Annotated in this window: 15 protein-coding genes, 3 tRNA genes, 1 pseudogene and 1 riboswitch; of the genes and pseudogenes, 10 read left to right on the plus strand and 9 right to left on the minus strand. The window is 74.2% G+C overall.

Annotated features, from left to right (window positions below; genetic code table 11):
• Positions 1-13 precede the first annotated feature (13 nt).
• Entirely contained in the window at positions 14-838 is an 825-nt protein-coding gene (gene trmB, locus ABZ261_RS01795) for a tRNA (guanosine(46)-N7)-methyltransferase TrmB (RefSeq protein ID WP_356854598.1), read from the plus strand.
• 96 nt (positions 839-934) lie between these two features.
• Entirely contained in the window at positions 935-2,314 is a 1,380-nt protein-coding gene (locus ABZ261_RS01800) for a PrsW family intramembrane metalloprotease (protein ID WP_356854599.1), read from the plus strand.
• Between the two features lie 137 nt (positions 2,315-2,451).
• Here ABZ261_RS01800 and ABZ261_RS01805 read toward each other — a convergent pair whose 3' ends face one another.
• Together ABZ261_RS01805 and ABZ261_RS01810 are read right to left on the minus strand one after the other, a co-directional pair.
• Complete coding sequence (locus ABZ261_RS01805) at positions 2,452-3,396, minus strand: aldo/keto reductase (RefSeq protein ID WP_356854600.1); 945 nt, start codon at positions 3,394-3,396, stop codon at positions 2,452-2,454.
• 61 nt (positions 3,397-3,457) lie between these two features.
• Positions 3,458-4,489, minus strand: coding sequence for a M23 family metallopeptidase (locus ABZ261_RS01810; protein ID WP_356854601.1), 1,032 nt, complete (start codon positions 4,487-4,489; stop codon positions 3,458-3,460).
• Positions 4,490-4,496: 7 nt separating this feature from the next.
• Positions 4,497-4,664, minus strand: a riboswitch (cyclic di-AMP (ydaO/yuaA leader).
• Between the two features lie 298 nt (positions 4,665-4,962).
• On the opposite strand from ABZ261_RS01810, the gene ABZ261_RS01815 reads away from it, so the two are divergent.
• A tRNA-Met gene (locus tag ABZ261_RS01815) sits at positions 4,963-5,036 on the plus strand.
• Positions 5,037-5,094: 58 nt separating this feature from the next.
• Here the strand turns inward: ABZ261_RS01815 and ABZ261_RS01820 are convergent.
• A complete protein-coding gene (locus ABZ261_RS01820; protein ID WP_356854602.1) occupies positions 5,095-6,228 on the minus strand; it encodes a dihydrofolate reductase family protein in 1,134 nt (377 codons plus the stop codon).
• A gap of 76 nt (positions 6,229-6,304) precedes the next feature.
• On the opposite strand from ABZ261_RS01820, the gene ABZ261_RS01825 reads away from it, so the two are divergent.
• Complete coding sequence (locus tag ABZ261_RS01825) at positions 6,305-6,835, plus strand: MarR family transcriptional regulator (RefSeq protein WP_356854603.1); 531 nt, start codon at positions 6,305-6,307, stop codon at positions 6,833-6,835.
• Between the two features lie 123 nt (positions 6,836-6,958).
• Positions 6,959-7,591 carry a GTP cyclohydrolase II gene (gene ribA / locus ABZ261_RS01830; RefSeq protein ID WP_356854604.1) on the plus strand — a complete coding sequence of 211 codons (633 nt, stop codon included), beginning with the start codon at positions 6,959-6,961 and terminating at the stop codon, positions 7,589-7,591.
• Positions 7,592-8,348: 757 nt separating this feature from the next.
• Here ribA and ABZ261_RS01835 read toward each other — a convergent pair.
• Both ABZ261_RS01835 and ABZ261_RS01840 read right to left on the minus strand, forming a co-directional pair.
• Positions 8,349-9,773, minus strand: coding sequence for a DHA2 family efflux MFS transporter permease subunit (locus ABZ261_RS01835; RefSeq protein ID WP_356854605.1), 1,425 nt, complete (start codon positions 9,771-9,773; stop codon positions 8,349-8,351).
• A gap of 13 nt (positions 9,774-9,786) precedes the next feature.
• Entirely contained in the window at positions 9,787-10,428 is a 642-nt protein-coding gene (locus tag ABZ261_RS01840; RefSeq protein WP_356854606.1) for an NAD(P)H-dependent oxidoreductase, read from the minus strand.
• A gap of 146 nt (positions 10,429-10,574) precedes the next feature.
• Between ABZ261_RS01840 and ABZ261_RS01845 the strand changes: the two genes are divergently transcribed.
• Both ABZ261_RS01845 and ABZ261_RS01850 read left to right on the plus strand, forming a co-directional pair.
• Positions 10,575-11,261 (plus strand): TetR/AcrR family transcriptional regulator, encoded by a 687-nt coding sequence (locus ABZ261_RS01845; protein WP_356854607.1) that lies wholly within the window; start codon positions 10,575-10,577, stop codon positions 11,259-11,261.
• 94 nt (positions 11,262-11,355) lie between these two features.
• Positions 11,356-11,937, plus strand: a pseudogene (locus tag ABZ261_RS01850) (site-specific integrase); the annotation flags it as partial.
• A gap of 156 nt (positions 11,938-12,093) precedes the next feature.
• On the opposite strand, the gene ABZ261_RS01855 reads toward ABZ261_RS01850, so the two are convergent.
• The 4 genes from ABZ261_RS01855 to ABZ261_RS01870 all read right to left on the minus strand — a co-directional run bounded on the left by ABZ261_RS01855 (position 12,094) and on the right by ABZ261_RS01870 (position 16,967).
• Positions 12,094-12,166 (minus strand) — tRNA-Lys (locus ABZ261_RS01855).
• A gap of 102 nt (positions 12,167-12,268) precedes the next feature.
• Positions 12,269-13,792: an amino acid permease gene (locus tag ABZ261_RS01860; RefSeq protein WP_356854608.1), complete on the minus strand. Its 1,524-nt coding sequence runs from the start codon at positions 13,790-13,792 to the stop codon at positions 12,269-12,271.
• A 203-nt stretch (positions 13,793-13,995) separates the two neighbouring features.
• The gene (locus ABZ261_RS01865) at positions 13,996-16,170 is read right to left on the minus strand and encodes a DEAD/DEAH box helicase (RefSeq protein WP_356854609.1); all 2,175 of its coding nucleotides are present in this window, start codon (positions 16,168-16,170) and stop codon (positions 13,996-13,998) included.
• 275 nt (positions 16,171-16,445) lie between these two features.
• Positions 16,446-16,967: a hypothetical protein gene (locus tag ABZ261_RS01870; protein WP_356854610.1), complete on the minus strand. Its 522-nt coding sequence runs from the start codon at positions 16,965-16,967 to the stop codon at positions 16,446-16,448.
• Positions 16,968-17,111: 144 nt separating this feature from the next.
• Between ABZ261_RS01870 and ABZ261_RS01875 the strand changes: the two genes are divergently transcribed.
• The 3 genes from ABZ261_RS01875 to ABZ261_RS01885 all read left to right on the plus strand — a co-directional run bounded on the left by ABZ261_RS01875 (position 17,112) and on the right by ABZ261_RS01885 (position 19,255).
• Entirely contained in the window at positions 17,112-17,462 is a 351-nt protein-coding gene (locus ABZ261_RS01875; RefSeq protein WP_356854611.1) for a metallopeptidase family protein, read from the plus strand.
• Positions 17,463-17,518: 56 nt separating this feature from the next.
• Positions 17,519-19,102: a metallophosphoesterase gene (locus tag ABZ261_RS01880; protein WP_356854612.1), complete on the plus strand. Its 1,584-nt coding sequence runs from the start codon at positions 17,519-17,521 to the stop codon at positions 19,100-19,102.
• An 80-nt stretch (positions 19,103-19,182) separates the two neighbouring features.
• A tRNA-Glu gene (locus tag ABZ261_RS01885) sits at positions 19,183-19,255 on the plus strand.
• The last annotated feature ends 16 nt before the right edge of the window (positions 19,256-19,271 follow it).

The following is a 19,271-nucleotide window of genomic DNA, read 5'->3' on the forward strand; positions in this document are numbered from 1 at the left end:
AATCGGTCGTACTGTGGCTGACTCCCTGAACACCCCCGACGCCCCGCCCTCGGCACCGCACACCCCCGGTGCCCCCGTCCGGCATGCCCGGGCCAAGGGGGAGCCGCGCTTCCCGGACGGCCCCAAGGCCGATCCCGCCGGGTCCCACTTCGAGCGGCGGATCCGCAGTTTCCAGCCGCGGCGCAGCCGGGTGACGGCCGGGCAGGCCGACGCCCTGCAGCGGCTGTGGCCCACGTGGGGGCTGGACATCGACGGACAGCGGGTGCTCGACCTCGGCGAGCTGTTCGGCAACGACCGCCCCGTGGTCCTGGAGATCGGGTTCGGGATGGGGGAGGCCACCGCGCAGATGGCCGCGGCCGATCCGGACACCAACATCCTCGCCGTGGACGTGCACACCCCGGGCCAGGGCAACCTGCTCAACCTCGCCGAGCGCAACGGCCTGTCCAACATCCGGGTGGGCAACGGCGACGCGATCATCCTGCTCCGGGAGATGCTCCGCCCGGACTCGCTGGACGGGCTGCGCGTCTACTTCCCCGACCCCTGGCCCAAGAAGCGGCACCACAAGCGGCGGCTGATCCAGCCCGCCTTCCTCACGCTGGCCGCGACCCGGCTGAAGCCCGGCGCGATCGTGCACTGCGCGACCGACTGGGAGCCGTACGCCGAGCAGATGCTGGACGTGCTCACCGCGCACCCCGACTTCGAGAACACCCGGGCGGACGGCGGCTTCGCGCCACGCCCGGAGTTCCGTCCGCTGACCCGTTTCGAGGGCCAGGGACTGGACAAGGGTCATGTGGTGAACGATCTGCTGTTCCGGCGCGTACCGCACCGGGACCGCTGAGCGGCACCACCGGGCGGTGACCACCGGGCGGCGAGCGCCGTGCGGTACCGGTGATCCGCTCCAGCCCCTCGCCCCGTCACCGTTAGGGTCGATGCCGTGGCCACCAGTCCTCCGTTCCCGCCGAGCCAGCCCAGTCCCGGTGGCGGTGCGCTCCGTCCCGCGCACCGGTGGCGGCGCGGGGGACGCCCCGCCGCCCGGGCGCGGCCCGGAGCCGGGCGCCGGCTCGGGTACGCGGCGCTGAGCACGCTGCTGGCGCTGTCCGGTCTGGTGATCCTCGCGCTCGTGCGGCGGCAGACCGGCACGGAGGGGTTCCTCGTCGGGCTCGGTCTGGCCGTGCTGCCCGTGCCCTGGCTGACAGCCGCGTTCCGGTGGCTGGACCGGGTGGAGCCGGGACCCTGGCGGAACCTGGTCTTCTCCTTCGCCTGGGGGGCGTGCGCGGCGGCGCTCATAGCCATCGTGGCCAACAGCTTCGCCACGCGGTGGGTCGCCACCGCCACCGCCGACCCGGCCGGCGCCGACACCCTCGGCGCCACCGTGATCGCGCCCGTGGTGGAGGAGTCCGCGAAGGCCGCGGCCGTGCTGCTGGTCTTCCTCTTCCGCAGACGGCACTTCACCGGACTGGTGGACGGGGTGGTCATCGCGGGGACCACCGCGACCGGGTTCGCGTTCACCGAGAACATCCTCTACCTCGGCACGGCCTTCGGAACCGACCAGCTCACCGGCGGCCGCGGCATCGCCTCCCTCACCGCCGCCACCTTCTTCGTGCGCGTGGTGATGTCCCCGTTCGCGCACCCCCTCTTCACCGTCCTCACCGGCATCGGCTTCGGCGTCGCCGCGATGTCCGGCGAGCGCCGGCGGGTGCGGCGGGTCCTGCCGCCGGTCTGCGGGCTGCTGCTGGCGATGGGCATGCACGCCTTGTGGAACGGCTCCGCCGCCTTCGGCGAGTACGGCTTCTTCGCCGTCTACGGCGCCTTCATGGTGCCCGCCTTCGCGCTGGTGACGTGGCTCGCGATCTGGACCCGGCAGCGCGAGCTGCGGACCGTCCGGACGGAGCTGCCGGCGTATGCGCTGGCCGGGTGGCTGGGTCCCGCCGAGCCGTTCGCGCTGGGGTCGATGCGGGCGCGGCGGACGGCCCGGGACTACGCCCGGCACCACCACGGCCGCCCGGCCGCGCGCGCCGTGGCCCAGTACGAGGCGTACGCCACCTCGCTGGCGTTCCTGCGGCGCCGGGGCCGCGAGGGGAAGGCCGGGGCCGACTTCGCGGCACGGGAGCGGGAGCTGCTGGACGAGCTGTGGAGGCGCAGGCACGTGGCGCGGCCGGCGCTGGAGTACGCGGCGCGGGCACAGGCGCCGGTCCGGCCGGTGCACACGGCGCCGGTCCCGCAGGGGTACGGACATCCGGCGGCGCCATTCCCGCAGTGGTACGGCGGCTACGCGGCGGTGCCGTACACCGCGTACAACCCGTACCGCACCTGAGTCCCGCCTCCCTTCGGCCCGTACCGGACCCGAGTCCCGCCTCCGCGGCCCGCCCCGGGCCCGAGTCCCGCCTCCGCCCGGCCCGCCCCGGCCGGGCGCCGGCGCGGGCCGACGGCGCCGGCGCGGGCCGGGCCGCCTCAGGCCGAGGCTGCCGTCAGGGCCGCCAGCTCGCCCTCCGTGAGGCGCAGCTCCGCCACTCCCAGCAGCGCGGGGAGCTGTTCCACGGTCCTCGCGGAGGCGATCGGGGCGGTGACCGTCGGCCGGGCGGCCAGCCAGGCCAGGGCGACCGTGGCGACCGGGACCTCGTGGGCGGCGGCGATCTCGTCCAGGGCCGCCAGGACCCGCCGGCCGCGTGCGGACTCCAGGTGCCGGGCGGCCGAGCCGGCGCGGGCGCTGCCGACGCTCGCGCCGGGGCGGTACTTGCCGGTCAGAAAACCGGAGGCGAGGGCGAAGTAGGGGACGGCGGCGAGGCCCTCGCGGGCGGCGAGCTCCTGCAGCGGGCCCTCGTAGGTGTCGCGGGAGACCAGGTTGTAGTGCGGCTGCAGGGCGACGTAGCGGGCCAGGCCCTCGCGGTCGGAGAAGTCCAGGGAGGCCCGCAGGCGCTCGGGGGTGATGTTGGAGGCGGCGATGTGCCGGACCTTGCCGGCCCGCACCAGGTCGTCCAGCGCGCCGATGATCTCCTCGACCGGCACCTCGGGCTTGTCGTAGTGGGTGTAGTAGAGGTCGATGCGGTCGGTGCCCAGGCGGCGCAGGGAGGCGTCGGCCGCGGCCTTGATGTTCTTCGCGGACAGTCCCGGGAACTCGGGATGCTGGCTGACCTTGGTGGCGATGACGATGTCGTCGCGGTTGCCGCGGGAGCCGATCCACCTGCCGATGATCGTCTCGGACTCGCCGCCCCGGTTGCCCTCGGCCCAGGCGCTGTAGGCGTCGGCGGTGTCGATGAAGTTGCCGCCGGCGGCCGCGTAGGCGTCGAGTACCGCGAAGGAGGTCCGCTCGTCGGCGGTCCAGCCGAAGACGTTGCCGCCGAGGGCGAGCGGGAAGACCCGGAGGCCGGAGGAGCCGAGTGTGTGCAGTGCTGTCATGCCTCACTGCAACACCGGCGGCGGGCGGTCGCATCCCGCGCCGGGTCGCGGCGGGACACGGTCAGGGGTTGAGGCCCTTGTCCCGCAGCCACGCCATCGGGTCGATGCCGGTGGCCTGGCCGCCGGCGTGGACCTCCAGGTGCAGGTGCGGGCCGGTGACGTTGCCCGTGGCGCCGACGCGGCCGATGACCTCGCCGGTGGAGACCTTCTGGCCGACCGAGACGCTGATCGAGGACTGGTGGCAGAACCACAGCTCGGTGCCGTCGTCGAGGGTGAGGATCGTGCGGTAGCCGTAGGAGCCGGCCCAGCCCGCCTCGGTGATCGTGCCGCTGTGGACGGCCTTGATGAGGGTGCCGGTGGGCGCGGCGAAGTCGAGGCCGGTGTGGTAGCCGGAGGACCACATCGAGCCGGCCTGGCCGAACGTCGAGGTGATCGTGTACGAGGAGGTCGGCAGCGTGTACTGCCGGGCCAGTTCGGCCAGCCGCTTCTGCTCGGCCTTCTTCTCGGCGGCGGCCTCCGCCTCCTCCTTCGCCTCGGCGGCCTGGGCGGCCGCCTCCTTCTCGGCGCGGGCGGCGGCGTCGGCGGTCCGCTTCTGGGCGGCGGCGACCGCGGCGGCGGTGGCCCTGCTGTCGGCCTGCCCCTGCTGCTGCTCGGCCTGGGCCATGATCCGGCTGCGCAGGGCCTCGCCCGCGTCGGCGCCCTGCTCGTCGGTGCCGGAGGCCACGGCGACGCTGCTGAGCGCGGTGGTGGCGACCTCGGGGGTGTCGGCGGAGCCGTCGTCGAAGAGGGAGCCGACGGAGGGCAGGTCCGGCAGGGAGAGGGCGACCGGCGGCCTGCCGGTGTCGGCGCTGGCCATGCCGCCCGCGCCGACCGCGGCGATCACGCCGACGCCGAGGACGGTGGAGCTGCGGGCGAACCCGCCGCGCTGCTTGACGACGCGGTGCCGGCCGCGGACCGGGGCGACGGACTCCTCGGTCGGGTTCCACTCCTCCCAGGGGCCCTCCTCGGCGCGGTAGGCGCCGTAGCCGAAGGTCTGGGTCCCGGCATTCGCCGGAGCGTACGGGGCTTTCGGGGCAGGCCGGTTGGACGCCACGCGGGCGTGCTCCTTTCCTTCCTCCGCCTACCGGGTTAGCTGACGGGTTCGGAGCAGGAAGGTCTCCTACGCGCGTATACCGGCGTGGACTCCATGAGTTCACGACGGCATCCGCGTGATTCACCCCAGGGTGGTGGTTCCCCGGTTCCCTTGCGGGATTCGGCGCGTGCGCACGGAGCCGCCTCTGATGACGGCTGGGACGACCGCGCTGCGTTATCGAACGTTAATAGACCTACCGGTCACTTTCCAAGCCGTTCGGCTTGATCGTTGGCGTTCAAACCTCGGGACTTTCCCGCCGAGATGCCCCTGAACCGGGCGAGTTGACCCGGACTCAGGAGTCACCGACGGTTTTGATGATGACTCAGAAGCTCTGCGCACGGCGCTCATCCGGTCACCTTCCGTGACGAGCGCGGGGGGTACGGGAACCGATGTGCATCCGGTCCCGCCCATGGCGTATGCTGGTCACACAACGACGCGGGGTGGAGCAGCTCGGTAGCTCGCTGGGCTCATAACCCAGAGGTCGCAGGTTCAAATCCTGTCCCCGCTACTGAAGGCTCAGGGCCGGAATCCACAGGATTCCGGCCCTGAGTGCTGTCGGGCCCGGATCAGCCGAGCAGGTGCCGGTTCGGCGCCTTGGCGAGGGGCTCCAGCTCCGCCAGCACCGCGACCCGGACGCCCGCGGCGGTCAGGACGCCCGCGCCGTCGGCCGCCGTGACGAACGTGTCGGGTTCGCGCCAGGCGGTGACCACCCGTCGCACCCCGGCCCGCAGGATCAGCTCGGCGCAGGGGACGGGGCGGGAGGCCCGGCGCGTGCAGGGCTCGAGGCTGCTGTAGACCGTGGCGCCGGGCAGACGCGGGTCGGCCGGGTCGATCTTCGCCAGGGCCGCCTCCTCGGCGTGGACCACGGCATCGCCGCCCTCGCGGGAGTGGCCGCGGGCCAGTTCCGTGCCGTCGGCCGCGACCACGACCGCGCCGACGCTGAACGCGGTGTCCGACGGCGGGCAGAGCGCGGCGAGTTCGCAGGCCGTGCGCAGCCAGTGGCGGTCGGCCGCGGCGGGCTCCGTGCCGGTGCCGGGGGCCGTGGGCTCGTAGCGCAGGAGGACGACGTCCTCGATGCGGCGGGTGCCGACCAGGCGCAGGCGTCCGCCCTGGTAGGTCCCGGGACCGAACAGGCGCGGGGCCGCCGGGTCGCCGACGAACAACGGCGCGACGACCAGCTGGAGTTCGTCGGCGAGGCCCTGCTGGAGGAGCTGGGTGTGCACCTGTCCGCCACCCTCCACCATCAGGCGCCCGACGCCGCGCACGTCGTGCAGGTGCTCCAGCAGGGCCCGCCAGTCGAGGGCCGGGCCGAGCGGCACCACGCCGGCGGCGCCGCCGAGGAGGCGGGAGAGCCGTTCGGCGCCCCCGTCGGTCGTGTAGACCAGCTTCTCGCCGCCGGTGTGCCAGAAGGGGGCGCCGGGGTCGAGGTCGCCGGAGGCCGTGACGGTCACCTTCAGCGGGTACTCCGGCCGGCCCGCCGCCAGCCGGGCCGCGCGCCGCTTCTCCGAGTAGACCAGCAGGCGCGGGTTGTCGGCGCGGATCGTGCCGGCGCCGATCAGGATGGCGTCGACGGAGGCCCGTACGTCGTCGACCCGGTCGAAGTCGGCCGGGCTGGACAGCAGGAGCCGCTCGGGCCCGGTGTCGTCCAGGTGGCCGTCGAGGGAGACGGCGGCGGACAGCAGGACGTACGGCAGGGGCATCGGCGCCCTCTCTTCCTGAGGCGGCTCGGTACGCGTTCGCGTATCGTTTAAGTTTCAAACAAACTACACTGGCGGTATGACGACCCGCTGGCTCTCCCCCGGGGAGCAGCGCGCCTGGCGCGCCTACCTCGCCGCGTCCCGGCTCCTGGAGGACGCCGTCGACCGGCAGCTCCAGCAGGCCGGCGGCATGCCGCACCTGTTCTACTCGGTGCTGGCCAACCTATCCGAGGCTCCCGGCCGGCGGCTGCGCATGACCGACCTCGCCGAGACGCTGAAGATCACCCGGAGCAGGCTGACGTACGCGGTGACCCGGCTGGAGCGGGACGGCCTGGTGCGCCGGGAGGACTGCCCCGAGGACAGGCGCGGCTCGCTCGCGGCGCTGACGGACGAGGGGATGGCCGTGCTGGAGCGCACGGCGCCCGGGCACGTCGAGACGGTGCGCGCCTCGCTGTTCGACCGGCTGGCCCCGGAGCAGGTGGGGCAGCTGGAGGAGATCTGCACGGGGATCGCGCGGGGACTCCAGGGCGAGGACGGGGACGGCGGGGCGGGGGCCGCGCCGGGGGACGTGCCGTGGCGCCGGCGGTCCGGCCCGTGCTCCGGGACGTGAACCGGCCGGGGCCATTGCTTCAAAATTCAAACATGCGGTAGGGTCCCGGATCACCCTCTGCTTCAAACCTGAAGCACGGGTGGGCCACGGACGTGGACCACGGAACGGAACCCGGAGACCCGCATGCCCGACATCCCCGCCGCCACCCCGCGCGCCCGCGTCCGGGTGCCGCTGCGCTTCGGCGACGGCTACAGCGCCGACGCGGAGCTCGTCACCTTCGACGGCCTCGCCGACGGCCGCGAGCACCTCGCCGTCCTCCTCGGCGACCCGGCCCCCGGCACCCCGCCCCTGGTGCGCCTGCACTCCGAGTGCCTGACCGGGGACGTCTTCGGTTCCGCCCGCTGCGACTGCGGCCCCCAGCTGCGCGAAGCGGCCGAGCGCATCGCCGGCCGCGGCGGCGTCCTGCTCTACCTCCGCCAGGAGGGCCGCGGCATCGGCCTCTACAACAAGCTCGACGCCTACGCCCTCCAGGACCAGGGCCTCGACACCTACGAGGCGAACGCCGCCCTCGGCCTCCCCGAGGACGCCCGGGACTACACGGCCGCCGCGCAGATGCTCGCCGCCCTCGGCATCGCCGAACTGGACCTGCTCTCCAACAACCCCGACAAGGCCGCCCAGTTGCGCTCCCTGGGCGTCACCGTGCGGGACCGGGTGCCGACCGGCGTCTTCACCACCGCCCACAACGTCCGCTACCTGCGCGCGAAGGTCCTCCAGACCCAGCACACGCTGCCACTGGCCGAACTGACGGCGCTCTAGGCCCTGCCGCCGGGTCGGGTGGCTGCGGCACCGCGCCGGCCCCGGTCCCGCGGGCGCCCGTGCCCGTACGCGAGGGCGCGACTGCGGCGCCCGCCGGCCGACCCGGCGGGCGGGCGGCGGCGAGGCGGACTTCCCCCAGCCGTCGCCGTCGGCTTCCCGCGGGCGTCGCGCACGTGCTTCCGCCGGCCCCAGGGCAACGGCCTCGGACATCGCGGGGCACGCAACCGCCCACCTGTGCGGGGTGCGCGCGACGACCCCGCCGGCGGCTTCGGCGGGAGCGAGGGCCTCACCCCGGCGCGCTCGCCCACGACCGCCGGGTCGGCGTGGCCACCGGCGCCCTCGCCGCCCTGAGCTGCCTCGGCTTCCCCGGCGTCGCGGACTTCCCGGCGTCGCGGGCTTCCCCGGCGTCGTCGGCACCCTCAGCTGCCTCGGCGTACCGAGCTGTCCCGGTGCCCCGGCCCCCGGCGTCCTCGGCGCCCCGGCGATCCGCTGCCCCGGCTGCCCCCGCCGCGCGGCGAGGCCGGCCGCGCGGCGGGCGACGGCGGCCCGGCTCCGCGGTGGCCGCGTGGACCGGCATGCCGGAGCCCGCGACGCCGGGGTGATCCGGAGGGCAGGGCCCGCTGTCCCTGAGCCGACGCGACGCCCCCCGCGCGGGCGGAGCCGGGCGTGGGGAACCGGGACCGAAGACGCCGTCGCCGATGCCTGCGCCAGGTTTCGCGATCCCGGCGGGACCCCTGGGCGGGAGGCGAGGAGCTTCTCAGGCCCGGCCCCGGCCCGGAAGGCGCAGTGCCGACAGGGCGCCGAGGGCGAGCAGCACCGCCGCCACGGCGTAGGCGAGCCGGAACCCCGCGGGGTCCGGGCCGGCCGCGCCCAGCACGACCGAGAGCACGGCCGTGCCGACGGAGGCGGCCAGCTGGGCGTTGATGCTCAGGGCGGTGCTCGCGCCGGCCAGCCGGGCCGCGGGCAGGTCGCGGGTCGCGGTGGTCATCGCCGGCATCAGCGTCATCCCGGCGCCCACGCCCATGACCATGCCCGCGGCGACGATCCGCCAGGGCGCCGCCCCCGCCGTCCCGGTCTGCCAGGCCAGCAGGGCCATGCCGAGCGCGGCCACCGCGCATCCCGCCGCGACCAGCCGGCGCGGAGCCACCCGGTCGATCCGCCGGGCCGCGACCTGCATGGTCGTACCCACCACGAGCCCGGCCGGCGCCCCGAGCAGCCCCGCCGCCGTCGCGCTCAGGCCCCGCTCCTGCTGCCAGTACAGCGGACCGAGCAGCATCGACCCGAAGTAGCCGCAGGTGAACGGGGCCAGCGTGCCAATGCCCGCGGCGAAGGTACGGTCCCGCAGCAGCCGCAGGTCCAGCAGCGGCGCGGGGACCGTGAGCGCCCGCCGCACGAAGGCCGCGGCGAGCACGGCACCGGCGAGCGTCGGCGCCAGCGTGCCGGGGGCCGCGAAGTCGCCGCGTTCGCCGCCGCGGGCCAGGCCGTACAGCAGCAGGGCCATACCGGGCGGGAGCATCAGCAGGCCGGACAGGTCCAGGCGGGGCGGGTCCGGACGGCCGGCGGCCGGGGCGTCCCGCGGCAGCAGCACGACGGCGAGGACCAGGGCCAGGACCCCGACCGGCAGATTGATCAGGAAGATCCACCGCCAGGACGCCGCGTCGACCAGCCGGCCGCCGAGCACCGGGCCCGCCACCGGGCCGACCAGGATCGGCAGCCCCAGCAGGCCCATCGCCCGGCCGAGCCGGGCCCGGTCGGCGACCCGCATCCCCATCGCCATGCCGACCGGCTGCAGCAGCCCGCCGCCCAGTCCCTGCAGCGCCCGGAACGCGATCAGACTGGCCGCGTCCCAGGCGCACGCGGCCAGCACGGAGCCCAGCGTGAACAGGGCGAGCGCGAGCACGTAGGCGCGTCTGGAGCCGATCCGGTCCATCGCCCAGGCGGCGGTCGGGACGACCGCGGCGAGCGCGAGGGTGTACGCGGTCGCGGTCCACTGGATGGTCTCCAGCGGGGCGCCGAAGGACTCCGAGAGGCGGCGCAGCGCGACGTTGACGATCGTCGTGTCGAGCACGGACATCGTGGTGCCGAGGACGACCACGGCGACGACCCGGTGGAGAGCGGTCGCCGGGGCGGGCCCCGCCCCGGCGGCCGGCCGCACGGGCCGGGCGGGCCGGAGGGCGCGCATCGCCTGCGCCCCCTCAGCCGGCGTACGGGCGCTCGGCGCGCGCGGCCCGCAGCACCCGTCCCCACCAGACGAGCTGGCCCAGCATGCCCTTGGCGGCGCCGGTGCACACGTCCGCGTCGCGCGGGACGCCGTCCTCCCCGAGACCGGACCAGGGCCCGTGCAGGCTGACCGAGTCGCGCACGCTCACCGCGTGCAGCTCGGCGAAGACCAGCCGCAGCTGCTCGACCGCGCGCAGCCCGCCGCCGAGGCCGCCGTACGACACGAAACCGACCGGCTTGGCCTGCCATTCGCGGTGGTGCCAGTCGATGAGGTTCTTCAGGGACGCCGGGAAGCTGTGGTTGTACTCGGGCGTCACGACGACGAACGCGTCGGCGGCGGCGAGCCGCGGCGACACCTCCCGCAGCGCGGCCACGGCACCCGGAGGGGGCGTGCCGCCCCAGCCGGGCAGCACCAGCGGCAGCTCCGCCTCGGCCAGGTCGACGACGTCGAGGTCGAGGCCCGGGTCGGCGCCGGCGACGGCGAGGAACCAGTCGGCGACGGCCCGGCCCTGGCGCCCCTCGCGCACGCTGCCGACGACGACGGCGACGCGGAGCGGCGGCTCCTCGGCGGTACGGGCGAGGGCGGCGGGATCGGTGACGGCATCGGTGACGGACATGGCTGTCTCCCCCTCAGTGGTGGTTCATCCGGATCTGCCGGCGAGGCGCGGCGGCGCTCGCCGGCAACAAAGTACAACGACCGTTGTAGAAATTACAACGCTCGTTGCACTTCGGATAAGGTGAGCCGGTCACGGAGGAGGCGAGCGTGGGCGAGACGAACGAGACCCGGCTGGAGCGCGCACGGCGGGAGGTGCCGCCGCGCAAACTGCAGAAGCAGATGGCCATCGCGAGCGCGGCCTGCACCGTCTTCGGCCGCGAGGGCTACGCCCGCGCCTCGGTCGACGCGCTCGCCGCCGCGGCCGGCGTCTCCACGCGCACGCTCTACAACCACTTCCCCGGCGGCAAGGCCCAGCTCTTCCAGACCGTGGTCACCTGGACGTCGAGCGAGGTCCGCGACGCCCAACTGGCCCGCCTGCACGCCGTCCTGGACCCAGAGCGCCCGCCGCGGCCCGACGAGCTGGAACGCGACCTCGTCGCCCTGGCCCGGGCCTTCGTCGGACTGATGGCCGACTACGCCAGCCACTACGCCCTGGTCCGCCACATCCACGCCGAGGCCGACCACGTGCCGGCGGAGGTCCTCCGGGCCTGGCACGAGGCCGGCCCGGAACCGGTCGGCCGGGCCGTCACCGAGGCGATGGCCCGCCTGGAGGACGCCGGTCTGCTCGACCTCCACGGCGACGCGGCCCTGGCGGCAGGGCACTTCACGGCCCTGATCTCGCACACGATCGTCCAGTTCACCCACTACGGGGTACGGCCGCTGCCGGCGGCGGAGACGGACCGGCTGATCCGGGGCGGGGTCGGCGCGTTCCTCCGGGCCTACGCGAGGACGTGAGGCACGTCCGGCACCGGACAACTCCATGTGAAGCGGACGCTCTTTCAGCCGTGCTGGCCATGAATTCCTGAAGGACGCTCAGACAAACTCGTTCCACGTCGAGTTGGAGTCCGGCAAGCGCCCCGAGCCGCTCCTCTGGACCGATGAGCGGGTGCGGCGCTGGCGCGAGGCGGGAGAGATCCCAGGCCCGGTCATGGTCTGGACTCCGCAGCAGTTCGGCACCTTCCTCGACGCCGCCGAGACCGGCTGTATGCCGTCTTCCACTGGTGGGCACCCGCGGCCTCCGTCGCGGCGAGGCGGTCGGCCAGGACTGGCACGAGATCGACCTCTGCGCCGGCCTCATCACCCCGGCCAGGGGAATCGTGGTCGACGGCTGGGACCCCTGCGAGTCGGAGCCGAAGACGGACGGCAGCGCGAACACGATCGCGCTCGACAGTACGAACATCGCCGTGCTGCGCGACCACAGGGCCCGCCATGACAAGGAGCGTGCGGAGTGGGGCGATGCCTGGCAGGACACGGGCAAGGTCTTCACGAAGGAGGACGGCTCCTGGCTCCACCCGGAGACGGTCTCGGAGACCTTCCGGCACATCCTCGCCACGACCGACCTGCCCCCATCACACTGCGGGACCTGCGCCACGTGGCCGCGGCGCTCACGCATGGAGGCGGCGGTGACATCCGTCCGCCACGGCCCCAGCCGATCCGCAGGACACAGGCGCATCCGCTCACGCATCGCTCACGCAAGAGCCGGAAAACGAAGCAGCGCCCGAGCCGACCGGAGCCGACCCGAGCGCTGCCTGGCAGTTCAGAGGGGGTGAACCCTCTCCCCCAGCCGTAGGCCCTGTGGGACTCGAACCCACAACCAATGGATTAAAAGTCCACTGCTCTGCCAATTGAGCTAAGGGCCCGGGCACTGCTGCCTGTCCGAGCATAGCCGGACCGAGCCGCCTCTCCGATCGGGTATCGGGACACGGCCGCGTCGCGGGGCGGGAGTGCGGGCGGGCGACGGGTCAGTTCCCGGCCGGTGCCGGGGCGGGCGCGGGGGCGCCGGCCAGGAACCAGCGGCGGGCCGAGACCAGCCACCAGGTGGCCGCGAAGCCCAGGACGACCAGGACGGCGGCCGGGGCGTAGTTGAAGGTCCTCCAGGTGACCGGGGACACCTGCGGGAGCATGAAGAGGACGGTGATCACCGCCACCCAGCTCACGGAGACGATCCCGACGGCACGGGACCAGCGGCCCAGATGCCAGGGGCCCCGGTCGAACGCGCTGCCCTTGCGGACGCGGAGGAAGGTCGGGATGACGTACGCGATGTACAGGCCGATGACCGCGATCGACGTCACGGCCGCGTACGCCGTCGTGTTGATCAGGTAGGGCAGTCCGAGCGCCAGGGCGCCCAGCGCGGCCAGCCAGACCGCCGCCACGGGGGTGCGGGTGCGCGGGCTGACCGTGCGCCAGACGCGGGAGAAGGGCAGCGCTCCGTCCCGCGAGAAGGCGTAGATCATGCGGCTGTTGGCGGTGACGGAGGCCATGCCGCAGAAGAGCTGGGCGCCGATGACGACCAGCAGCAGGAGGGTGCCGGCCGTGGCGCCGAGGGCGTCCAGGAGGATCTGGGCGGGCGGGGCGCCCGTGGGGGAGGCCAGCTCGTCGTCGTAGGACTGGATGGCGGACGTGAAGCCGAGCAGCAGCACGAAGCCGGCGATCCAGGAGGACCAGATCGAGCGGACGATGCCTTGGGGGCCCGCCGTCGCCGCGTCGCGGGTCTCCTCGGTCATGTGGGCGGAGGCGTCGTAGCCGGTGAAGGTGTACTGGGCCATGAGGAGACCCAGGAGGACCACGTAGGGGCCGCTGCCCCAGCCCGTGCCGTTGACGAAGTGCGTGAACACGAAGGACGCCGACTGGTGGCGGTCGGGGACGAACGCGAGCGCGGTGACGATCACCGCGACCCCGAGCACGTGCCACCACACGCTGACGCCGTTCAGGAACGCGACGATCCGCACGCCGAAGGTGTTCAGCAGGCCGTGCAGGACGAGGATCGCCGCGAACAGCGCCACCGTGCGGCCCGGAGTCACCTCGAAGTCGAAGCGGAGGTTCAGGTAGGCGCCGAGGAAGGAGGCCGCGCCGAAGTCGACGCCCGCGGTCACCGCCACCTGGCCCAGCACGTTGAACCAGCCGGTGAACCACGCCCAGGCCGCCGCGGAACGCGGGGGTGCGAGACGGTGGGCCCAGAAGTACAGGCCCGCGGACGTCGGGTACGCCGAGCAGATCTCGGCCATCGACAGGCCCACGAACAGCGTCATCAGGCCCACCGCCACCCAGCCCCAGGTCATCACGGCGGGGCCGCCGGTGGTCATGCCGAAGAGGTAGAGGGTGAGGCAGCCGGAGAGGACCGAGATGATCGTGAAGGAGACGGCGTAGTTGGAGAACGCCGACATGCGGCGGGCGAGGACCTGGGTGTAGCCGAGCTGGGCCAGCCGTTCCTCGTCCGACGGGCCGGACGTTGCCCGCGGCCCGCCCGCCCTCGTGTCGTCTGTCATGCCTCCAGCGATTCCCTCACCTGAGGTGTGACATGCAGCACAGCCCGGCCGGAAAGGGCGCGGGAAGGGGCCTTCGCGGTCCCGCGAGGCTGACGCGACCGGTCCGCAGGGCACCGGGGCCGCGCGGCCGTGCGCCCGGCCCGGAACGCGGGAAGGGCCCGTACGACCGGAGTCGTACGGGCCCTTCCCGGCCTCACTCGGCGTCAGCCGTTGCGCTTCCAGCGCGGCTTGTCCTCGCGGCGGCCGAAGGAGCCGGTGCCGCGGTGGTCGTCACGACGGCCGTAGGGGCGCTCGTGGCCGGCCGAGCGGAAGCCCGGACGGTCGTCGCGGCGGTCGCGGTTGAACGGACGGTCGCTGCCCCGGTGTCCACCGCGCTCGTCCCGGCGGAAGCCGCCGCGGTCGTCACGGCGCTCGAAGGAACGGCCGGTGCGGTCGCGGTCGCGGTCGAACGGACGGCGCTCGCCCCGGTCGTCACGCCGCTCGAAACCACGGCTGCCCCGGTCACCCCGGTCGTCACGCCGCTCGAAACCGCGGCTGCCGCGGTCGCTCCGGTCGTCACGCCGCTCGAAACCGCGGTCGCGGTCACGGTCGCGGTCGAACGGACGGCGCTCGCCCCGGTCCTCACGGCGCTCGAAGCCGCGGCTGCCCCGGTCGCCCCGGTCGTCACGGCGCTCGAAACCGCGCTCGCGGTCACGGTCGCGGTCGAACGGACGGCGCTCGCCCCGGTCCTCACGGCGCTCGAAACCACGGCTGCCCCGGTCACCCCGGTCGTCACGCCGCTCGAAACCGCGCTCGCGGTCCCGGTCGAAGCGCCGCTCCCGGCGCTCGTACGGCGCCGCGGCGGCCGGGCGCTCCTCGCGCTCGGTCTCGCGCTCCACCGGCTCCTCGGCCACAGCCGGCTCGGCCGCCGCCGTCGCCTGGGCCTCGGCCACCGCGGTCTCCGGGTCCTCGCCGCGCTCGCGGGCGGCCCGGGCGACCAGCCGGTCGGCCTCCTCGCGCAGCTCGGTCGCACGCCGCTGGGCGCGCTCCAGCTGCTTGGTCAGCTGGGCGACCTCGCGCTCGGCCTGCTGCGCGGCGTTGGCCGCGGACTCGGCCTGGACCTCGGTCATGGAGCGGGCGCCGGTGATCTCGGCGACCTCCGGGTCGAAGGCGGCGCCGCCCTGGATGATGTGGCGGGCCGCGTCGACGCCGGCGTCCTCCATGAGGCGGAAGATCTGGCGCCGCTGGTGCGGCAGGGACAGGGAGACCACGGTGCCGGTGCGGCCGGCGCGCGCGGTACGGCCCGCACGGTGCAGGTAGTCCTTGTGGTCGCCGGCCGGGTCCACGTTCAGGACCAGGTCGATGCCGTCGACGTGGATGCCGCGGGCGGCGACGTCCGTGGCGACGAGGACGTTGACGTAACCGTCCTTGAAGTCGGCCAGCGTGCGGGTGCGGGCGCCCTGGGTCATGCCGCCGTGCAGCGCGTCGGCCTTCACACCGGCCTCGCGCAGCTGCTCGGCGACGCGGTCGGCGCCCAGCTGGGTGCGGACGAAGATGATCGTGCGGCCCTTGCGGGAGGCGATCGCGGCCGTGACCGGCGCCTTGTCCTTGGGCTTCACGATGAGGATGTGGTGCGACATGGTCGTCACCGCGCCCTGGGCCGCGTCCACCTCGTGCAGGACGGGCTCGTTCAGGTAGCGGTCGACCAGGGTCTTGATCTCGTTCTCCATCGTGGCGGAGAAGAGCATCCGCTGACCGCCGGCCGGAACCTGGTCGAGCAGCTCGGTGACCTCGGGCAGGAAGCCCAGGTCGGACATCTGGTCGGCCTCGTCCAGGACGGCGATCCGCACGTCCTCCAGGGAGCAGGCGCCGCGGTTGATGATGTCGCGCAGCCGGCCCGGGGTGGCGACCAGGACGTCGACGCCGCGCTCCAGGGCGTAGATCTGGTTGCCCATGGAGGTGCCGCCGCAGACGACCTTCATCTTCAGGCCGAGGACGTCGCCGTACGGCTGGAGGGCGTCCGCGACCTGCATGGCCAGCTCGCGGGTCGGGGTCAGGATGACCGCGCGGGGCTTGTGCTTCTGGGTGCGGCCGCCGGCCAGCTGGGCCAGGGTGGGCAGACCGAAGGAGAGGGTCTTGCCGGAGCCGGTGCGGCCCCGCCCGAGGATGTCCTTGCCGGCCAGGGCGTCCGGGATGGTCGCGGCCTGGATCGGGAAGGGGGTCGTCACGCCGTTCTGTGCGAGCTTGCGCACGATGCCCTCGGGGAGGCCGAGGTCGGCGAAGGTGATCTGGGGGGTGGTGTCAGCGGCCTCGGTGGCCTCGGCGACCTCGGTCGTCACGTCGACGAGTTCGTTCTCGTTCTCGGACACGACGATCTGGTCAGTACTGGACACGGACATGCGAATGGGAAACCTTCCGGAGTCTCTTCGGCACGCGCCCGTCAACTCCGTGATTCGCTCACGACCGCCTCGATGCGGTCCGCCACGGCAAAGGAGAGTACGCGCCACACGGCGCGCTCTGCGATGGCGCCGGGCAAATGGGATCAAACGATCTACCACCATACGCACCCATCCCCCCTGATGGCAAACCGAGCCCCGACGCGCAGCTCAGCGGGCCTTCACCCGCCCCCCGCACCACCCCCCGCACCGCCCCCCGCACCGGCCTCCGCGAGGCATCACGCGGCCATGCCCGCCGCCGGGGCCGGCTCGCGCCGCAGCAGCTGCGGGCCCGTCTCCTCGTGCGCCGAGGACGACGGCTCGGCCGACGGCACCTGCGACACCGGCGGAGGCGGCGTGGAGGCGGGCGGCTCGGGCGGCGCGGAGCTGGCCGGGGGCGGCGTCGGCGCCCCGCTCGGCGCGGGCTGCCCGGGCTCGGCGGTCTCCCCCGGCTCGACCGGGTCCGGGGAGGCGCTGCCCGCCTCGGTCGGGCCGGCCGGCGCCGAGGCCGTCCTGCCCCGCTTCGCCTTGGCGCCGCGCCGGTGCTCGGCGCCGGCCGCGGCCTCCCGGTGGCCGCCGAGCCCGCCCGGGCCGCCCGGGCCGCCCGCCGGACCGCCGCCGGACCCCTCCGCGCCGCGCTGCCCCGCGGAGTGGGAGGGCCGGGCCCGGCCCGCGTCGTCGCCCACGCTGACACAGCCCGCGGCGGCGGTGACGGCCAGCACCGTGACGGCGAGACGGACGGGTACGTTCAAGGGGCGCACGGCGGCCACCTCCGAGGCAAGGGAAGGAGTCGACCTCCCAACTCCCGTCGCCCGCAAGAGGACACGCACACCGGGTCCGCATCCGGTCCCGGCCGCGCGGCGCCGCCTCCCCCGTCCCCCGCGATCGTCGCCGACAATGGCCCTGTGCTGACGATGACGCGCGACAGGTTCGAAGAACTGGTGAGTGAGGCCCTGGACCGGATCCCGCCGGAGCTGACGCGGGTCATGGACAACGTGGCCGTGTTCGTCGAGGACGAGCCGCCCGCCGACGACCCGGAGCTCCTGGGTCTGTACGAGGGGACCCCCCTCACCGAGCGCGGCGAGTGGTACGCGGGGGTGCTGCCCGACCGCATCACGATCTACATGGGCCCGATCCTGCGCTTCTGCGAGACGGCGGACGACGTGGTCCACGAGGTGGCCGTGACGGTGGTGCACGAGGTGGCGCACCACTTCGGCATCGAGGACGCCCGGCTGCACGAACTGGGCTGGGGCTGACGCCCCGGGGACACGGCGGCCGCATGGCCGCGCCGGGACACGGGCATACGGGACCAATGGCCCGCGTCCCCGTCGCAGTCCTGGAACGCATGCTGAACCGGATGCCGCACCGCACCCGCCGCTCCCGCGGGAGCACGCCGCCCTGCCCCGGCCCGGCCGACCGGCCGCGCCCCTGGCTGCGCGCCCTCGGCCTCACGGCGGTCGTCCTCGTCGGAGCCTGGCTGGGCCTGCTGGTCGTCGGCAACGTCCGGGCCCCGGTCGGCCCGATGGACACGACGATGGCGCTGCGCCCGTCGTTCACCGGGGGCACGAGGATCGACGTGTCCCCGCTGGGCGCGCTCACCCTGGACAGCCATGTGGCGCCGGTCCGCCTGGACGTCGACGTCGACCGGCTGGACCCGCTGCGCTCCCAGGCGCTGGTCGACCGCCCCGAGCGGATCTCGGGCCTCCAGGACGAGGTGGCCCGCGACGTCCGGCACGGCACGCTCGACCTGGCCGTCCGCTCCTGCGTCGCCGTGGTCTCCGGGGCCACGGCCCTCGGTCTCGCCGTCTACCGCCGCCCGCGCCGGGCCCTGGCCGCCGGCGGACTGGCGCTGGCCCTGCTGGCCGCCTCGGGCGCGTCGGCGTACGCCACCTGGAACCCGAAGTCGGTCCTGGAGCCGAGGTTCTCCGGACTGCTGAGCTCGGCGCCGTCGGTGGTCGGCAACGCCCGCAGCATCGTCACGGAGTTCGACGTCTACCAGAAGGAGCTGGCGCGCCTGGTGACGAACGTGACCAAGCTCTACGACGTCACGTCCACCCTGCCCGCCTACCGGCCGGACCCCTCCACCATCCGGGTCCTGCACGTGTCGGACATCCACCTCAACCCGGCGAGCTGGAAGATCATCGCCTCGCTGGTGCGCCAGTACAAGGTGAACGCGATCGTCGACTCCGGCGACACCATGGACCACGGCACGGCGGCGGAGAACGGCTTTCTGGACCCGATCCGGGATTTGGGCGCGCCGTACGTCTGGGTGCGGGGCAACCACGACTCCCGGACCACCCAGCGCTATCTGCGGCGCATGAGGAACGTGCACGTCCTCGACGACGGCCGGGCGGAGACGGTCGCGGGTCTGCGCTTCGCGGGGATGGGCGACCCGCAGTTCACCCCGGACCGCTCGGCGGCGCCCGGCGGCGGCGCGTCGGAGCGGCTGGCGGGCGACCGGCTGGCCAGCGCCCTGCGCGACCAGCGGGCGGCCGGCACTCCGGTGGACGTGGCGGTCGTCCACGAGCCGTCCGCCGCCCGGGAGACGGACGGCGAGGTGCCGCTCGTGCTCTGCGGCCACCTGCACCGCGAGGGGACGGAGCTGCTGCCGTACGGCACCCGGCTGCGCCGGGAGGGATCGACCGGTGGCAGCGGGCTGCGCGCCGTGGAGCGGCGGTACCCCGACCCGATCCAGGCGTCGATCCTCTACTTCGACCGGGACAGCCACCGGCTCCAGGCCTGGGACGCCATCCAGCTCGGGGGGCTGGGACTGACGAAGGCCGAGGTCAGCCGCCATCTGGCGGAGGAGAACCAGCCGGGCGGCACCGGCGTCCCCCGTTCACCGTCTCCCTCCCCCCCGGCTCCCTCCGCCTCCCCCTCCGGCACCTCTCCGTAAAGCGTTTTGGCGATACCCCTCGGCATCCCATATGCTTCTCACGTCCCCGACGCGCTGAGAAGCGCCCAGGCGGGCCGATAGCCCTCATCGTCTAGCGGCCTAGGACGCCGCCCTTTCAAGGCGGTAGCACGGGTTCGAATCCCGTTGGGGGCACGCAATACCGTGTGCG

This window comes from Streptomyces sp. NPDC006193 (assembly GCF_040613915.1).
In the GTDB taxonomy this organism is placed as follows: Bacteria; Actinomycetota; Actinomycetes; order Streptomycetales; family Streptomycetaceae; genus Streptomyces.

Excerpts from the sequence above, each read along its gene's own strand:
- ABZ261_RS01865 (WP_356854609.1), bottom strand. The coding sequence starts at position 16,170 with ATGTCCGTGTCCAGTACTGACCAGATCGTCGTGTCCGAGAACGAGAAC.
- ABZ261_RS01860 (WP_356854608.1), bottom strand. The coding sequence starts at position 13,792 with ATGACAGACGACACGAGGGCGGGCGGGCCGCGGGCAACGTCCGGCCCG.
- ribA (WP_356854604.1), top strand. The coding sequence starts at position 6,959 with ATGCCCGACATCCCCGCCGCCACCCCGCGCGCCCGCGTCCGGGTGCCG.
- ABZ261_RS01825 (WP_356854603.1), top strand. The coding sequence starts at position 6,305 with ATGACGACCCGCTGGCTCTCCCCCGGGGAGCAGCGCGCCTGGCGCGCC.
- ABZ261_RS01820 (WP_356854602.1), bottom strand. The coding sequence starts at position 6,228 with ATGCCCCTGCCGTACGTCCTGCTGTCCGCCGCCGTCTCCCTCGACGGC.
- ABZ261_RS01840 (WP_356854606.1), bottom strand. The coding sequence starts at position 10,428 with ATGTCCGTCACCGATGCCGTCACCGATCCCGCCGCCCTCGCCCGTACC.
- ABZ261_RS01805 (WP_356854600.1), bottom strand. The coding sequence starts at position 3,396 with ATGACAGCACTGCACACACTCGGCTCCTCCGGCCTCCGGGTCTTCCCG.
- ABZ261_RS01880 (WP_356854612.1), top strand. The coding sequence starts at position 17,519 with ATGGCCCGCGTCCCCGTCGCAGTCCTGGAACGCATGCTGAACCGGATG.
- ABZ261_RS01835 (WP_356854605.1), bottom strand. The coding sequence starts at position 9,773 with ATGCGCGCCCTCCGGCCCGCCCGGCCCGTGCGGCCGGCCGCCGGGGCG.